This is a genomic window from Halomonas nitroreducens (assembly GCF_003966155.1).
Classification (GTDB): domain Bacteria; phylum Pseudomonadota; class Gammaproteobacteria; order Pseudomonadales; family Halomonadaceae; genus Halomonas; species Halomonas nitroreducens.
Window position 1 is genome coordinate 17,431 of the sequence record NZ_RXNS01000022.1, and the last position, 15,721, is coordinate 33,151.

Genomic DNA, 15,721 nt, shown 5'->3' on the forward strand with positions numbered 1-15,721 from the left:
TGCCACCGACACCCCAGGCGATGGCTCAGTAAAACCCCCTGTCGCGCATTACCCGATCGGCCCTGTCCTGCGCCAAGGACAGGGCCTTCTTGATGGAGCGTCGCCCGTCGAGCACCTCGAACACCTCGTTGCCGGCGATGCCGATGATATCGGTGATGCCTGGCACCGGGGGGCGTGGCCAGACCTGCAGGATGTTCTCCCTGGCCATGCGATCCACGACGTCGATGACCGGTGACAGGGAGGAGACCTCCGGGTCACGACTGACGCTGAAGCGTGGTGTGGCCAGGCTACCGTTCATGATATAGAGCTTCGACAGGCTGGCAGAGGTCAGCGACTTCAGGGCACGCCAGGCCGCCTCCACACGCTCCTCGGACAGGTTGGACGGAATGGCCAGCGCATAGCCGCCGACCGGGGTGATCGGCCGGCCATGGTTACCGGCAGGATGCGGTAGGTAGCCAGTGTTGCCCCAGGCTGGGGATGTCTTGTCGAGCTCGATGAGTGGGGCGAGTAGTGTATAGCAGTAGGCCATGCAGGATTCACCCGAGGCATAGGACTTGGCACGCTCGTACCAGGCCATGTCGAGAATGTTCGGTGGCGAATACTTGAGGATATCCAGCATGTACTCGCAGGCGCGGAAGGCCGCATCCGACAGGAACATCGGTCGACACTCTTCGCCCGAGACGTTCTGGAAGTCATACCCGTCCCTGGTTCGACGCATATTGATGATCGGCTGGCCGAATTTCGCCATCAAGAAAGTAAAGGTATGACCCAGCGGCGTGCCCCTGGCGGCATTCCAGGCGATGCCGTACTGCCCCTTCCCGGGGTCATGCAACCGCCTGGCGACCTTGATCAGTTCCTCGGTGGTCGTCGGAGGAGACAGCTGGGCGCGTTCGAGGATATCGGACCGGTAGCACAGCAGTTCGGGAGTCGTCTGTACCGGGATGCCGTACTGCTGATCAGCATACTGCGCGCTCTGGATGGCCACGGAATGGAAGTCGGACAGGTCATAACCGTCGCGCGCCAGCAGGGAGGTCAGCGGCATTAACATGCCCCCGGACGCCAGCTCCCCAAACCAGGGCAGGTCACAGGCAACAATGTCATAGCGGGAGTGTGCCAAGCGGGCATTATCGAGGATCTCCTCGCGCAGTTCGTCGATCGACCTGGCCTTGTTCTTGATCGGCAGACCGAAGATCGACTCCAGCTGCTGCTTGAGGTTGTGCATCGCCATGAAGGTGGGATCGGCATGGCTCAGGACCCGCAGCCCCCCCTTCATCTCGAGGCGCGTCGACAGCACCGCAGGCGGCGAGATCACCCGGCCCGAGGGGTAGGTGTCGTCCCGCAAGACCTGGCTATCATAGGTAGACAGCAAGGCCCTGACCCTGCCGGCATACGCCTCCCACTCCTCGACCAGCGCCGGTGAGGGATGCAGGGATACTGTCTTGCCACTCCTGGTTCTCGGTCGCGACAGGATCAGCCCGCGCTGGATCATGCTCTCGATCCCGCGTTTGGCGGTGCCATAGGAAAGCCCGGACGCATCCGCAAGCGAGGTGGGCGTCGTCAGTCGCCCGGCCAGGTGGTTGCGCATGAGATGGAGCATCATGCGCATCTCCCGGTAACCGTGGCTTATGGAGAGAGTGTGCTCGGTCTCCCCCTCGAACTTCTCGATGAAGTCGATGAATCGCGAGAGCTCCGTGTTGGAGAGCTTCGGCCTCGGGGTCTGGGACAGACTGTCATAGGGACCCTCCGGCTGGCTCGCATCGGGGAGTTCGTTCATCGTCGCCTCGGGCTGGAATTGCGCTCAAGCCCCAAGATAGCGCCGCCTGGCGCCCGGCAGCAAACGGTACTTCAGCGCGGCTATCCCCAGCCGTCGACGATCAGTCGAATGCCCAGCAGGATCAGCAGGCCCAGAATGATCCGGAAGAACAGCTCACCACTCAGCCGCTTCTGGATGACCAGCCCCAGGCGCACCCCCAGCCAGGCCACCGGGATCAGCAGCAGCGCAATGGTAAGGTTCGCGACATTCAGCAGGCCAAGCAGACCATAGGGCACCAGCTTGACGAGGTTGATGGCGGCCAGGAAGACCACGGCCGTTCCCAGGAACTGTTCCTTGGAAAGCCGGCACTGCAACAGGTAGAAGTTCAATGGCGGCCCCCCGGCATGGGCGATGAAACTGGTGAAGCCGGCGATCCCCCCACAGAGCCCGCCGATCCAGGCAGGCACCACGCGACCACGGAAGGGCTTGAACAGCCCCCACAGGCCGAACAGCATCGAGAAGATGCCCAGCAGCACCTTGAGCAGGTCATCATCGAAGAGCCCGTAGGTCAGATAGCCGATCGCCACCCCCAGCACGGCCGGTGGGAACATCAGCCACAGCAGCGAGCCGAGGCGATGCCGCCACCAGGCCCGCAGACTGAAGACATCCATGACGATCAACAGCGGCAGCATGACGGCCACGGCAAAAGTCGGGCTGGCTTTCAGTGAGATCAGGGGCACAGCCACCACCCCGACGCCACCGGCGAAGCCCGACTTCGAGATACCGGTTAGCAGCACCGCCACGACCATCAGGACAATGAACTGCCCGTCATACACCATGTGCGCCTCGTCCTTGTGGAGGAACTAAAAAAGGGCCGTGGTATCACGGCCCAGGTCGGCGTAAGGGGCAGCCGCCGTGTCGGCGGCTGGCCGTCAGCCACGTCAGAGGACCTTGCAGACCTCGTCGAACTCGAAGCGATCCTGACGCGGGAAGAGCGCCGAGGCATCGCCATACCCCAGGTTGCACAGGAAGTTGCTCTTCACCTTGCCATCGGGGAAGAACTCCTCATCCACGGCGGCATTGTTGAAGCCGGACATCGGCCCAGCACTCAGGCCCAGCGCGCGAGCGGCCAGGATGAAGTAGCCCCCCTGGATGGAGCTGTTGCGAAAGGCCGTGGTGTTGATGAAGTCAGTCTTGCCCTCGAACAGCGACTTGGCATCCTTGTTGTGGGAAAACATGCGCGGCAGATGCTCATAGAACTCGGTGTCGTAGCCCAGCACGGCGACCACCGGCGCCTTCATGGTCTTTTCCTGGTTACCGGGCAGCAGGGCGGGCTTGAGCCGCTCCTTGGCCTCCTGGCTCTTAAGGAAGAGCACGCGAAGAGGCTGGCAGTTCATGGAGGTCGGGCCAAAATGCATCAGGTGATACAGCTTGCGCAGAATCTCCTCGCTGACCTCCTGATCCTTCCACACATTGTGGGTGCGAGCCTCGGTGAACAGGGTCTCGACCGCATGGTTGTCGATGATAGTCATAGGGCGTTCCTCTTTCTGGCGGGTTATGTCTCGAGATGGGACTAGCGGCTCGCCTTCAAGCCGAAGTCATATGTCAGATGGCGGAAGGGAACTTCCATTGCCCGTCCATCCGGTGCCCTCCCTGGCGGCAGCAGCTTGTACTCCTTGACCAGGGAATCCTTGACGCCAAAAACGGCATCGGAGTCGAGATAGGGGTCGTCCTCGGCAAACACCTGCGTCACCAGGGTGTCGAATCCCTCGGCCATCAGCATGAAGTGCACATGGGCGGGCCGGTAGGGATGTCGGCCGGTGATTTCCAGCATCTTGCCGACGGGGCCGTCGGTGGGGATCGGGTACGGCGCCGGGGTCACCGTCCAGAAAGCATAGCGCCCCTGGTCATCGGTGGTGAACCGGGCCCGCAGCGACGCACTCTCGAGTTCCTTCTGAACGTCATAGAAGCCTTCGCTGTCCGATTGCCAGACGTCGACGACGACGTTGGCCAATGGCTGGCCGAGTTCGTCGTGGACGCGACCCTCCACTAAGAAGGGCTCCCCTTCGACGTTCCAGTCGATCGACTCGCCCTGGGAGGCCTGAGGCGGGTCCGGGACGTAGAAGGGGCCGAGCACCGTGCTCTCCGACACCATCGGGTCCGAGGTCTGGTGGTTGAGGGCGTCGACCAGCATGGTCACGCCCAGGGTATCGGAGAGCAGAATGAATTCCTGGCGCTGGTCGTCGCACATCTGCCCGGTCCGCGTCAGGAAGTCGATGGCCTCGGTCCACTCCTGCTCGGTGGGCTCCACCTCGCGCAGGAAGGCGTGCAAGTGGGTGACCAGGCTGTTCAGGATCGTCTTCAATCGCTCGTCCCGACACCCGGAGAACTCCTCGATCACGGCATCCGTGATGTTGTTGGCATTCAGGTTGCGCATGGCGTTACCCCCTTGCGGCAGCAGTGTGCTCGATGGCTGACAGCCCGGCGAGGCGCTCGGTGTGATGGACCGTGGCGATGTAGTCGTCCTCGCCGTGCCCGGTGCCGATCAGGGAGGCGTAGGCCTCGCGCATCTGGGCGGCGAGAGGCACCGGCACGCCGGCGTCATGGGCGCAACCGAGGATCAGGTCGAGGTCCTTGGCCATCTGGGCGGCGGAGAAGGTCGAGGTAAAGTCCCGCTCGCGCAGCGGCGGCACCTTGTACTGGACCATCGGCGAGCCCACCGCGCTGTCGGCGACCAGCTCCAGCATCGCCTCCCACTCGATGTTGCCCTTGCGAGCCATGGTCAGGGCCTCGCCCAGCATCCCGGCGCTGACCGCGATCATCAGGTTGATCGCCAGCTTGGCGTAGCGCGCCTGCTCCGCGTCGCCCAGCCAGTACTGGGCCTTGGTGAAGCTCTGCATGACCGGAACGGCTGCCTCCAGGGCCTCCCGCGGCCCGGAGACCATGGCCGACAGGGTGCCGGCCTCGGCGGCGACCGGATTGCCGGACACCGGGGAACGCAGATAGGCGATGCCTCTAGCCTCGGCGGCCCGGGCCACCCGCTCGGAGGCCTCGATGCTGACGGTGCTGGTCTCGATCAGCGTGGCACCGGGGGCCATGTGCTCGACCAGCGCCCCCTCCTCCAGACAGAGGCCCAGCAGGGCCCGATCATCGGGAATCGAGACCAGCACCAGGGAGCAACCCTCGACGGTGGCGGCCAGGTCGTCGTGGGGGGCGATGCCGGCCTGCTCGGCCAGGGCCATGCGCTCGGCACTGAGGTCGAATCCCTGCACCGCATGCCCCGCCGCAGCGATGCGGGCCGCCATGGGCAGGCCGAGCTTGCCCAGGCCCACCCAGGCCACCTTGTGTGTGGTTGTCATTGAGCTGTCTCCTCGTGTTGTTGCCGTGTCTGCAGCTCGGCGTAGATGCGGTGCCCCGACGCCTCCAGCTCGCGCAGGCCATCCGCGACATTGGCCAGCAGCCGGCCGTGTCGCTTGTGAAACTCCCCCGCCACCATGACGCTGTCGACATTGGCGAGGCTCGCCTGCATGACGACGCTCGACACGGGGTCGCTGACCGGCTGCATGTTCAGCAGGCTACTGTCCAGCAGCACGAGGTCGGCCTGCTTGCCGGGCGTGAGGCTGCCGATGCGGTCCTCGAGCCCGAGGGCCCGCGCGCCGTCCAGGGTGATCCACTCCAGCGCCTCGCGCGTACGGATGGTGGAGGTGGCGGGGATCGTGCCCTGCTCCCGGCGCGAGGCGTCGTTGTCCAGCGAGCGCTGCATGCCCAGCGCCATGCGCGCCACCGAGAACATGTCGCCCGAGATCACCGATTCGAGATCTACGCCCAGCGACACGACGCCGCCGTGGCGACGAACATGACCCGTGATCGGGAAGCCGTGCCCCTGGGTCATCTCGTTCTCGGGAGCGATGGAGAAGGTCACGCCCTGCGCACAGAAGCGGGCCAGCTGGCCATCATCCAGGCTCTGGCCATGCACGATGTTGATGTCCGGCCCCAGCAGCCCGTGCTCCTCGATGACGTCCCAGCCACCGGGACTCACGGCCTCGCCGCCTCCCTGGTGCATGGAGGCCACCAGGCCGAACTCCTTGGCCAGCTCGAAGTCGTGCAGGGAGACCTCGAGGGTCGAGTAGTGCGGGCCCAGGATGGCAAGGCCCAGGGTCACGTGCCCTTCCGGATCGCCCAGCGGCCCCGCCAGCAGTCGCTCGACCTCGCCGCGGGGGTGGGGAATCTCGCTGAAGTGCGGCTGGCCGGGCTTGGGGTCCGGCTTGGGGGAACCGTGGAAGAAGACGGCGCGGATGCCCGATTCCTGCAACCCCTTCACGGCGGCATCGGTATGCGCCGGCGTGGGGTTGTTGTGGCACCAGTCCCCCAGGGTGGTGGCACCGCAGTTGAGCTGGTTCAGCGCACCCAGCCGGGTCGCGATATGGATATCGTCCGGGGTGAACAGCGTCGCCAGGCCGCGATGCACGTGGCCGAAATACTCGAGCAGTGTCCAGTTGGCGGCCACCCCGCGCAGGGCCGTCTGCCAGGTATGCATGTGCGCATTGACCAGCCCCGGGATCAGGATACCGCCCTGACAGTCGATGACCTCGGCGCCCTCTGCATCCAGGTCATGTCCCACGGCCAGGATGCGGTCGTCTTCCACCAGCACCTGGCCATCCATGAGATCGCCGAACTCGGGGTCCAGCGTCAGGACGGTGGCATTCGAAAAGAGGGTTCTCATTGATGGGCCTCCTCGCTCGCGGGCCGTTGCCCCGCCTGGGCATCGGCCAGCAGGCGACGAATGCCCTCGGCCTCGACCTCACGCGGGTTCCAGTAGGGATTGCGTGTGGCGATCTCGGTGGCCCGGTCGATATCCTCGACAGTGAAGCCAAGCGCGCCCAGTGAAGTGGGCGCCCCCACCGCACTGGCCAGGTCGAACAGGCCAGCGGCGGCATCTTCCACCCCCAGTGCCCGGGCGATGCGCGCCATCGCGTCCGGTGCGGCCTCGGCGTTGTAGGCCACGGCATGGGGCAGCACGATGGTGTGGGTCTCGGCATGGGGCAGGTCGAAGGAGCCCCCCAGGGTGTGGCAGAGCTTGTGATGCAGCGACATCCCCACCGAGCCCAGACAAGCGCCGCACAGCCAGGCGCCATAGAGCGCATCGGAGCGGGCGGTGGCATCGGCAGGGGTGCCGGCGATCGTCGGCAGGCTGCGCGCCAGGGCCGCAATGCCCTCTTCCGCCATCAACGAGACGATCGGGTTGCGATCCTTGGCATAGAGGGCCTCCACGGCATGCGCGATGGCATTGATGCCGCTGGTGCCCGACATGCCGACGGGCAGCCCGAGCGTCAGGTCCACGTCATAGATGACCGTCTCGGGCAGTACCTCGAGGGTCCGCTGGGTGGTCTTGAGGCCGTCCTTCGTCTCCCCGAGGATCGGCGTCATCTCGGAGCCGGCGTAGGTGGTCGGGATGGCGACCTGGGGCAGGCCGGTACGCAGGGCAATGGCCTTGGCGAGCCCGATGGTGGAGCCGCCCCCGATGGCCACGACGCCATCGGCACCCAGCGAGGCCAGGGCGCGCATCGCCTCTTCGGTGGTCTCCACCGGGGTGTGCATCCTGGCCCCGGGGAAGACGTCGCCCCCCAGCTCGCCGAGCTGGTCCAGCACCTGGCGGGCCTGGCCTTCCTGCTCGGGCGTGGAGAGTACCAGGACCCGCGAACCGCCCAGCGACCGGACCTCCTCGGCCACCTGGGCCAGGGTACCCTGGCCGAAGATGACCCGCGACGGCAGGCCGTTGTAGGTGAATGGCATCATGATGTTGTCCTCGTTGGTTGGGTGAGCGCCACGGCGGGGATCAGCCGGCAGGATGACCCGCCGTCGAGCCGGTATCGCTCTGGGCCGTCACCGGCTGCCCGGTGATGGCCTGCACCAGCACATCCTCGGAGACCGCATCGCCGTCGAACTCGGCGGTCACTCGCCCGTCGTACATGGCGATGATGCGATTGCTGACGCCCAGCACCTCCGGCATTTCCGAGGAAATCACCAGGACGGCATAGCCGGAGCGGGCGAGTTCCTTGATCAGGGCATGGATCTCGGCCTTGGAGCCGACATCGATGCCACGGGTGGGCTCGTCGAGGATCAGCAGCTTGGGATGGGTATGCAGCCACTTGCCGATGACGATCTTCTGCTGGTTGCCACCACTCAGGTTGCCGACCTTCTGTCGCCAACTGGGCGTCTTGATCTTCATCGCCTGCTGATACTTGTCGTAGACGCGCTTCTCGGCAGCGCTCTTCATGAACCCCCGCCAGGAGACGGTTTGCAGGCCCGCCAGGGTCATGTTGTCGCGACAGTTCATGCCGAGAATCAGCCCCTGGTCCTTGCGATCCTCCGGCACCAGGGCGATCCCCTCGGCGACCGCATCATGGGAGGACCGCAACCGTTCGACCTGGCCGTCGAGCAGGATCTCGCCCGAGGAAGGCTTGCGCAGGCCGAAGATGGTTTCCGCCACCTCGGAACGCCCGGCCCCGACCAGGCCGTACATGCCGACGATCTCGCCCTTGCGGACGTTGAAGCTGACGTCCTTGAACACGCCCTCGACGGTGAGGCCCCGCAGCTCCAGCATGTTCTCGCCGAAATCCTTCGGCTTGCTGGCATGGTCGAGTTCGAGGCTGCGGCCGATCATCAGCTTGGTGACCTCGTCCTCGTTGGTATCGGCGGTGTTCACCGTACCGTTGTATTCGCCGTCCCTGAGCACCGAGATCCTCTGGGAGAGATGAAAGATCTCGTCCATGCGGTGGGAGATATAGACGATGCCCACCCCCTGCTCCCGCAGCGTATTGATGATGTCGTAGAGCACCGGCTTCTCGTGGTCGGTGAGCGACGCGGTCGGCTCATCGAAGACCACGATCTTGGGGGTGAAGACGAGCGCCCGGGCGATCTCGACCATCTGCTTCTTGGCGATGGAGAGATCACTCACCATGTCCCTCGAACTGAAGGAGCACTTCAAGCGATCGAGAATCTCGGTACTGTCCCGGTGCAGGGTCTTCCAGTCGACACGGTTGCCCCACTTCTTGGGGAGGCTACCCAGGAAGATGTTCTCGGCCACCGACATCTCCGGCACCAGCGACTGCTCCTGGTGGATCAGCACGATGCCGCTCTTCTTGGCCCGCTTGGGGGTATCGAAGACCTTCTCTTCCCCCTCGAGCAGGATCTGGCCGCCGTTGGGCTTGTGCTTGCCGGCCAGCACCTTCATCAGCGTGGACTTGCCGGCCCCGTTCTCGCCGAGCAGGGCATGGACCTCGCCTGCCCGGACATCGAAGCTGACCTTGTTGAGCGCGATCACGCCGGGGAATTTCTTGGTGATGTTCACCAGGGACAGGATGGGCGCCTCCCCCTGACCCGATGTCCCCGGGGTCTGTGTCCTGACTGCGGTGCTCATACCTGCACCCCCTTGGAAGACTTGACGTTGATCTTCTGGTCGATGATCAGCACGGAGATGAGGATGACCCCGAGGATGACCAGCACGTAGAAAGCCGGCACCTGCATCATGTTCATGCCGTTGCGCAGGATCCCGATGGCCAGCACGCCCCCGAGAGTGCCGGTGATGCTGCCGAAGCCGCCGGTGAGCTTGGTACCGCCGAGCACGACGGCGGTGATGGTCCAGAGCTCGTAGTCCCGGCCGAGGTTGGGCGTCGAGGCCCCCATCTGGGTGGCCAGCAGGACCCCGGCCAGGGCCGCGAAGAAGCCGACGATCATGAAGTTGATCATCATGTTGCGGCCGATGCGGATGCCGGCATCCAGGGCCGCCTCGGGGTTGCCTCCCACGGCGAAGGTGTTGCGGCCATGGCCGGTCTTCTTGAGTACCAGGTGCATCACCAGGGTGCAGGCCAGGAAGATGATGGCCAGCACGGGGATGGGACCGATGGTGCTGGCACCGAAGTCGGAGAAGGCGAAGTTACTGGCGTAGAAGGACTGTTCCTCGGTGTAGACGAAGATCAACCCTCGCACCCCGATCATCGCCCCCAAGGTGACGATGAAGGCGTTGACCCCGGTCTTCCAGACGAGCAGGCCGTTGAGGGCGCCCAGCACCACGCCCGCGGTGATGGCGGCGAGCACTGCCACCGCCAGACCGTGATCCTGCAGGCCCACCGAGAGGGACGCCGCCAGCCCCAGGGTCGCCCCCACGGAGAGGTCGATGTTGCCGTTGATCATCACGTAGGTCATGCCCAGGGCGATGAGCCCGATGGTGGAGGTCTGGACGAGGATGTTCGTCAGATTGCCCACCGACAGGAAGTAGTCGGACATGACGCTGAAGAAGACGGTGATGGCGATGACGAAGATCCAGATCGGCTGGATGGCCGCACCGCCGCTCATGAAACGTTTCATATCGATCATGGTGTTCACCCTGTCAGGAGTGGCGGGTCAGCAGACGCTTGCGCTTGTTGGCAAGGTCCAGCCATACCGCGAGGATGATGATGACCCAGGTCACGAGCCACTGGGTGTAGTAGGGGTAGCCCAGCAGCAACAGGCCGTTCTGGATGAAGCCGAGGATCAGCACCCCGATGACCGTCTTCCAGATACTGCCAGCACCGCCCAGCAGGCTGGTCCCGCCGAGGATGATCCCGGCCAGCACGAGCAGCTCGTAGCCCTGCCCCACGTTGTTCTGGGAGCCCATCACCCGCGAGCCGAGCACCAGGGCGGCACAGGCCACGCAGAAGGCCGAGATCAGGTAGGTGCTGAACACGCACCAGTTCTTGCGAACGCCGGAATAGACGGCCGCCACGGGATTGCCCCCGATGGCGAAGATGCGCCGGCCGTAGCCGGTGAAGGACATGACCACCTGGACGATGATGGCCAGCAGGGCGAAGATGATGACCGGCACCGCGATGCCCAGCAGGTAGCCCTGACCGAACACGCTGAACCATGTCTCGCTCTGATTGGCGATGTCGACGTTCTGGCCACCGCTGTAGATCAGCACCAGGCCCTGGATCGCCGAGAGCATCGCCAGGGTGACGATCAGCGAATTGAGCCGCATGAACCCCACCAGAAAGCCGTTCACGGCCCCCAGCATCAGGGTCAGGGCGAACATCACCAGGATGGCGCCGACGGGCCCGATCTTGTCATGGAGATCCACCACCAGGACGGTGGAGAACGACAGCATCGATCCCACCGAGAGGTCGAGGTTGCCGCCGATGATCACCACGGTCACGCCGACCGCGATGATACCGATGATCGAGGCCTGTCGGACCACCGTCATGATGTTCGACTGGGAAAGAAACTGTTCGGAGAATAGCGAGAACGCAAACATGCAGAGCAGGAAGAACACCAGGATGCCCTGAGCCGAGAGGAAGTTCAGGAGACCGGCCTTGTGTGTCTTGCTGAGCATGAAGCCTTGCTTGGTGTGTTCTGCAGAAGCCATGTCACTCACCTGTATGGGCGCAACCTTGTTCCGAAGGTCACCGGTTGTCCGTGCAGCGAGCTGGCTTTCCCGATATGGCTTCGAGGCCGGAGAAAGAGCAGAGCACTGCTGGGCCATCCATCATGGCCAACGGACTGTCTTTGACGAAGCGCTGCGGCGCATGAGGCCCGAGGGCCTCTTGCGCCTGGGCGGGAGCCTTCAGAACACCGGCTTGTCGAACTCGGAGAGATTGTCGGCCGTGATCTTGGGGGTCTCGAAGAAGTTCATCTTCGGCACTTCCTTTCCCTCCAGGACATCGAGTGCCGTCTGGAGAGCCGCTTCGGCGTCATCGACCGGGGACTGATAGATGGAGCCGTAGTACTCGCCACGCTCGATGGCCTCGTAACCCACGGCGAAGTTGGTGGCGCCGATGAAGGCGATGTCCTCTGCCCGGCCGGCGCTCTTCGCCGCATTCAGGGCGCCGACGCCCATGTTGTCGTCCCCCGCATAGACGCCATCGATGTCGTCGTACTTGGTGAGGAAGTTCTCCATGACCCGCTGGGCCTTCTCGCGGTTCCAGTCCGCGGGCTGGGTCTCGAGGATCTCGACGTCGGGGCAGGCCTCGGCAAGCCGGTCCTCGAACCCCTTCGAGCGTTCCATGGCAGTGGTATAGCCGGGCTGCCCGGCGATCTGGACGATCTGCCCCTGGCCATCCAGCGCCTCGCACATCATTTCGGCGGAGGAAGCACCCTGCTGGACATTGTCCGGGCCCGAGAAGGCGGCAATGTAGTCAAGCCCGGCCTCGGCGATCTTGGAGTTGGTGACCACGACGGGGATACCTGCCCGGTGGGCCTGGCGGATGGCCGGGATCACCGCCTGGCCATTGGTTGGCCAGATGATGATGGCATCGACACGCTGCTGGATCAGGTTGCGAACCTGACCGATCTGGCGGGCCACGTCGCCGCCGGCATCCAGCACCACCACGTCGACATTATCGAGTTCATCGGCGGCATTCTCGAAGGCGCTTTCATAGGTGGTCTGGTAGCTGTCGACGCCGACATTGTTCTGAGTGATGCCGATACGGTAGGTCTCTTCTGCCTGGACAAGACCGGCCGACAACATCATCACACTGGTCGCTAGCGCTGTTTTGTAGAACATGGTTGTCACCTGTTTTTTGTAGTTGCTTTCACCGACTCGCCAAGAAAGGCTGTCAGGGTTTGAAGAGATTAGGACCGGGCCCTGATTTGGCGCAACGCGACCACAGGTGAGAAATGACCAATCTGGTTATTTTGCCTCCCCCAGAGGCGACAGGAGGATCAGCCACCTCGGTGGGGCCGTGCTGCCACGACGGCTCCTCCCCCGGCCTCTCCTTGCCTCGCTCTGCCTCGCTCTGCCTCGGGCAGCTGAGCGCTGCCAGGACGGCGTCATCAGGCAGGCACCACGCCCCAGACGCGCCGCGCCCCGCCGGTCGATGAGCGGCGGGGCGCGGGCTGCAGGGGGGGATGGACGGGCTTCGGGCCCGCCCGTCTCAGTGGCCAGAGGGCTCGAGCAGGCGCTGCCAGACGTCGATGACCGCCTGGCGATGGGCCCGGAAGTCGGCGTTGCGGCCGCGGGCGGGCTGTCGGGTCAGGGACGCCCGATGGGCGGCGGTGCGACAGGCGAGATAGGCCTCGCGCAGCCGGCGGCAGTCGTCGGCCGGCAGGCGCCCGCTGGCCTCCAGGGTCTCGAGGATGCGCATGTTGTCGCTGTAGGTCAGCAACTCCGGGGTCTCGTGTCCCATCGAGAGCACCGCGAACTGGCACAGGAACTCGATGTCGACCATGCCCCCGGGGTCATGCTTGAGGTCGAAGTCATCCCCCCCGCCGTTGCCGGCCAGGTGGTCGCGCATCTTGTGGCGCATCGCCACCACCTCGTCGCGCAGCGCCCCGAGATCGCGCTGCCGGCCGAGGATCTCGCGCCGTACGGCCGCGAAGCGCTCCGCCAGCGGCTCGTGACCCGCCACCACCCGGGCTCGCACCAGCGCCTGGTGCTCCCAGGTCCAGGCCTCGCGGCGCTGGTAGTCGGCGAAGGCATCCAGGCTCGAGACCAGCAGGCCCGCATTGCCGGACGGGCGCAGGCGCATGTCCACCTCGTAGAGGCTGCCCGCGGGGGTCACGGCGGTAAGCAGGTGGATGATGCGCTGGCCGAGCCGGGTAAAGAAGACCGCGTTGTCGATGGGCCGCGCCCCGTCGGTACTGCCCTGGCCCGCGCCGTCGTGGAGGAACACCAGGTCCAGGTCGGAGCCGTAGCCCAGCTCGATGCCGCCGAGCTTGCCATAGCCGATGATCAAAAACTCCGGCGCCTGGCCGCAGCGGCCGCCGTCGCGCCGCTCGGGGACGCCATGCTTGCGGGTGAGGTGCTTCCAGGCCATGACCAGCACCGTCTCGAGGATCACCTCGGCGATATAGGTCAGGTAGTCACTGACCTTCATCAGGTGGCGGGTGCCGGCGATGTCGGAGGCGGCCACGTGCAGCACCTGGGCATGCTTGAACACCCGCAGCGCCTCGAGTTGAGCCTCCTCGTCGTCCTCGGGGATGCGCCCCAGGGCCTGGCGCAGCTCGTCGGCCAGCCGTGCCTTGTCCGCCGGCGTGTAGAGGGTCTCCGGGGTCAGCAGCTCGTCGAGCAGGATGGGATGGCGGGCCAGCTGCTCGGCGATCCAGGGACTGGCACTGCACAGCCGCATCAGGTGCTCCAGCGCATCGGGGTTCTCGCGCAGCAGGGCCAGGTAGGCGGTCCGCCGCAGCACGGCCTCGACCAGCGGCAGGACCCGCTCCAGGGCGGTGTCCGGCGCCTCGCTGGCCGCCGCGGCATCGAGCAGCAGTGGCATCAGCGCCTCGAGCCGCTCGAAGCCGATGCGCTGCATGGCCTGCACCTGGCGGGAGTGGCGCAGGGCCCGCAGGCGGCGACGGCTAGCCGCGGCATCGTCAAACCCGGCCTCCTCCAGCCGCGACTCGGCCTCCTCCTCGGGAATCTCGTCGCGCCACAGGGCCCGCCACTCCTCCAGGTCGACCTCCCCCGCCTCGGCGGACGCGGCCGCCTCCTCGGCCTCCTCCTCGGGCTCGGCGATCACCGCGTCGAAGTGGCGCCGCACCCGGGCGCGCACCTCGTCGAGCCGCGCCATGACCGCGGGCCAGTCCTCCATGTCCAGGGCCAGGGCGACCCGCTCGCGGTCCACCTCCTCGGCCGGCAGACTCTGGGTCTGGCGGTCCTCCAGGGCCTGGAGGATATGCTCGATATCGCGCAGGAAGACGTAGTCGGGGGTCAGCTCGTCGACCACCTCCTCGGGCAGCAGCCCCAGCGCCGGCAGGCGCTCCAGGGCGGTCTTCAGGGAAGTCACCTGCAGCTCGGTATCGCGCCCGCCGCGAATCAGCTGGAAGGCCTGGACCACGAACTCCACTTCGCGGATGCCCCCCGGGCCGAGCTTGATGTTGCCCTGCATGCCACGACGGCGCACCTCGCGGTTGATCATCGCCTTGAGCTCGCGCAGCGACTCGATGGCCCCGAAGTCGAGGTACTTGCGGTAGACGAAGGGCCGCAGGCTCGCCAGCAGCTCGGCACCTGCCCCCAGGTCGCCGGCCACCGGCCGCGCCTTGAGCAGCGCATAGCGCTCCCATTCGCGCCCCTGATCCTGGTAGTAGCCGGCCAGGGACGCAAAGCTGCCGACCAGCGGCCCGCCGTCGCCCAGCGGGCGCAGGCGCATGTCGACGCGGAAGGCGAAGCCGTCGGCGGTCACCGCGTCCAGGGCGGCGATCAGCTTCTGGCCCAGCTTGGTGAAGTACTCCTGGTGTTCGAGGGACTTGCGCCCGCCCTCGGTCTCCCCCTTCTCGGGGAAGGCGAAGATCAGGTCGATATCGGAGGACAGGTTCAGCTCGCCGGCCCCCAGCTTGCCCATGCCGAGCACCACCAGACGCTGCTCGCTGCCATCGGCGCGGGGCGCGGGGCGCCCCCAGCGGGGCGCGAAGTGGGACTCGAGCCAGCCCAGGGCCAGTTCCAGGCTGGTCTCCGCCAGCTGGGTGACGGCCGCCGCCGTGGCCCACATATCGATGCCCGGCGGGCGCGTCAGGTCCCGCCACACGATGCCCAGCATGCGCGCCCGGCGAAAGCGGCGGATGGCGGCCTGCATGGCCGCCTCGTCCTCGGTGGCCTCCAGGCGTTCGGCGAGGGTCTCGCGCAGGGCCTCCGGGGTCGGCGCGGTCTCGAGTTCGCCGGCGGCATCCAGGTGGACGAGCCAGTCAGGATGGCGGATCAGCGTTTCGGCGACGAAGTCGGAGACGGCGAGCACCCGGGCCAGCTCCTCGCGGCGCCTCGCCGAGAGTGCCGACCAGGCCTCGCCGGGGCCTTCCTGATCCTGCATCGATGCCAGATTGTCGGCCTGCGCGAGGGACGCCCCGAGGCGCTCCCAGGTGTGTCGCAACGGCGCCACCAACGGCTCGGGTATGGCATCCAGCGGCAGGAAGTCGTCGGGCAGGGCCATGAGCATCTCGCATCCGGTTGATGAATACCTTCAGCATACCCAAGCCGGGGCGCCCGGCACTAGGCACCTGTCGGTC

General features: G+C 65.7%; 12 protein-coding genes. All 12 read right to left on the reverse strand.

Going from position 1 to position 15,721, the window contains the following annotated elements; all coding sequences use genetic code 11:
* Positions 1 to 25 precede the first annotated feature (25 nt).
* The 12 genes from EKG36_RS18345 to glnE all read right to left on the reverse strand — a co-directional run bounded on the left by EKG36_RS18345 (position 26) and on the right by glnE (position 15,645).
* Positions 26 to 1,774: an ABC transporter substrate-binding protein gene (locus EKG36_RS18345; RefSeq protein WP_126486668.1), complete on the reverse strand. Its 1,749-nt coding sequence runs from the start codon at positions 1,772 to 1,774 to the stop codon at positions 26 to 28.
* 80 nt (positions 1,775 to 1,854) lie between these two features.
* Entirely contained in the window at positions 1,855 to 2,592 is a 738-nt protein-coding gene (locus EKG36_RS18350) for a sulfite exporter TauE/SafE family protein (protein ID WP_126486669.1), read from the reverse strand.
* Between the two features lie 102 nt (positions 2,593 to 2,694).
* A complete protein-coding gene (locus EKG36_RS18355; RefSeq protein ID WP_126486670.1) occupies positions 2,695 to 3,285 on the reverse strand; it encodes a malonic semialdehyde reductase in 591 nt (196 codons plus the stop codon).
* A 41-nt stretch (positions 3,286 to 3,326) separates the two neighbouring features.
* Positions 3,327 to 4,190, reverse strand: a complete 864-nt coding sequence (locus EKG36_RS18360) for an intradiol ring-cleavage dioxygenase (RefSeq protein WP_126486671.1) — start codon at positions 4,188 to 4,190, stop codon at positions 3,327 to 3,329.
* A 4-nt stretch (positions 4,191 to 4,194) separates the two neighbouring features.
* Positions 4,195 to 5,112 (reverse strand): NAD(P)-dependent oxidoreductase, encoded by a 918-nt coding sequence (locus tag EKG36_RS18365; RefSeq protein WP_126486672.1) that lies wholly within the window; start codon positions 5,110 to 5,112, stop codon positions 4,195 to 4,197.
* Complete coding sequence (locus EKG36_RS18370; protein WP_126486673.1) at positions 5,109 to 6,476, reverse strand: amidohydrolase family protein; 1,368 nt, start codon at positions 6,474 to 6,476, stop codon at positions 5,109 to 5,111. Before EKG36_RS18370 ends, EKG36_RS18365 begins: the two co-directional genes overlap by 4 nt.
* Positions 6,473 to 7,549 (reverse strand): maleylacetate reductase, encoded by a 1,077-nt coding sequence (locus tag EKG36_RS18375; protein WP_126486674.1) that lies wholly within the window; start codon positions 7,547 to 7,549, stop codon positions 6,473 to 6,475. The genes EKG36_RS18370 and EKG36_RS18375 overlap by 4 nt, the downstream gene beginning before the upstream one ends.
* Before the next feature lie 40 nt (positions 7,550 to 7,589).
* Positions 7,590 to 9,173, reverse strand: coding sequence for a sugar ABC transporter ATP-binding protein (locus EKG36_RS18380; RefSeq protein ID WP_126486675.1), 1,584 nt, complete (start codon positions 9,171 to 9,173; stop codon positions 7,590 to 7,592).
* Positions 9,170 to 10,129 (reverse strand): ABC transporter permease, encoded by a 960-nt coding sequence (locus EKG36_RS18385; protein WP_126486676.1) that lies wholly within the window; start codon positions 10,127 to 10,129, stop codon positions 9,170 to 9,172. The genes EKG36_RS18380 and EKG36_RS18385 overlap by 4 nt, the downstream gene beginning before the upstream one ends.
* 13 nt (positions 10,130 to 10,142) lie before the next feature.
* Positions 10,143 to 11,153 carry an ABC transporter permease gene (locus tag EKG36_RS18390; protein ID WP_246007564.1) on the reverse strand — a complete coding sequence of 337 codons (1,011 nt, stop codon included), beginning with the start codon at positions 11,151 to 11,153 and terminating at the stop codon, positions 10,143 to 10,145.
* A 198-nt stretch (positions 11,154 to 11,351) separates the two neighbouring features.
* Positions 11,352 to 12,290: a sugar ABC transporter substrate-binding protein gene (locus tag EKG36_RS18395; RefSeq protein ID WP_126486677.1), complete on the reverse strand. Its 939-nt coding sequence runs from the start codon at positions 12,288 to 12,290 to the stop codon at positions 11,352 to 11,354.
* A gap of 370 nt (positions 12,291 to 12,660) precedes the next feature.
* Positions 12,661 to 15,645, reverse strand: coding sequence for a bifunctional [glutamate--ammonia ligase]-adenylyl-L-tyrosine phosphorylase/[glutamate--ammonia-ligase] adenylyltransferase (gene glnE, locus EKG36_RS18400; RefSeq protein ID WP_126486678.1), 2,985 nt, complete (start codon positions 15,643 to 15,645; stop codon positions 12,661 to 12,663).
* Between the last annotated feature and the right edge of the window lie 76 nt (positions 15,646 to 15,721).